Genomic DNA, 1,026 nt, shown 5'->3' on the forward strand with positions numbered 1-1,026 from the left:
AAAAATGCTAATAATGCCGCTACAATTTTGTTCTTCTTGCTTACCATGACTTCCTCCTAGTTCATTGATACCATTTTTAAAGTAATGCTTTCACATTATAATGCATTTTCCACCAGAAATCGTGAAAATTTTGAAATTTTTTTGAGATTTTTTATTTTATTGAGAAATGAAAGCTCATATAATTGAACTAGATGGTTTTGGGAGGCGTTTATTCAAAATGTATGGCCAAAGATTACGTCAATTACGAAAGGCACACAAATTAACAATGGAACAGTTAGCTGAGAAAATTGGAATTGCAAAATCAAGTTACGGCGCGGTATAAAACTGAAAGAAAAAAACACCATTGGACAAGTTGATTATTTTAGCTAGGCTATATGATGTTACAGTTGATTACATACTTGGGTTAACGGATGATCTTGATCCTAAAGTGGAAAGAAAAAACCTAAATAGAAAAACCTTATATCCACTGGGATGGATATAAACTTACACCTGAGATGTTAGATCCTATACGGAAAATTTTAAAATTGGTTACTGCAAACAACAATTAAAAAGAGCCCGCATACGGGCTTTTGCCTAAAACAATTATATCATTGAATTTTCCGCCTCATTTTCAATAAGTTTATTCATGATGATAGCTAAACTTTCACCAGCTTTTTGTAGCTTCTCACCTGCTTTTATCAGAGTAATTAAAGCACTTAAATAGTCCACTAAGCTATTTTGATTTATTGTAACTGTTTCTTTATAAGCTTTGTAAGCTTCCTCGAACTGATCAAATTGCACACCCTTCATAGCAGCAAACAGCTAATTTATCAGAAATATTTCCATATGACTCTGTTACACTAAAAAATCTTTTGACATTGATTAGTAAGGCAACGCACTTTAAATAATCATACCCCAGACCAATATGTAAATTGCCTGCAGCAAACAGCAAATCGTTCAAACTGTGTACGGTTCACCATTCCTTGCAACTGTCTCAATCCCTTTGTATAAGTATAATAAAAAGACAAATGAATTTTTATCTGTGGA

At 32.7% G+C, this 1,026-nt stretch carries 2 pseudogenes; one reads left to right on the forward strand and one right to left on the reverse strand.

The window, feature by feature from the left end:
* The first annotated feature begins 217 nt into the window (after positions 1 to 217).
* A pseudogene (locus RAC86_RS39055) lies at positions 218 to 548 on the forward strand (helix-turn-helix domain-containing protein).
* A 34-nt stretch (positions 549 to 582) separates the two neighbouring features.
* On the opposite strand, the pseudogene RAC86_RS39060 reads toward RAC86_RS39055, so the two are convergent.
* Positions 583 to 940 (reverse strand): annotated as a pseudogene (locus RAC86_RS39060) (hypothetical protein).
* Positions 941 to 1,026 lie beyond the last annotated feature (86 nt).

This window comes from Bacillus sp. LR_5, assembly GCF_042709275.1.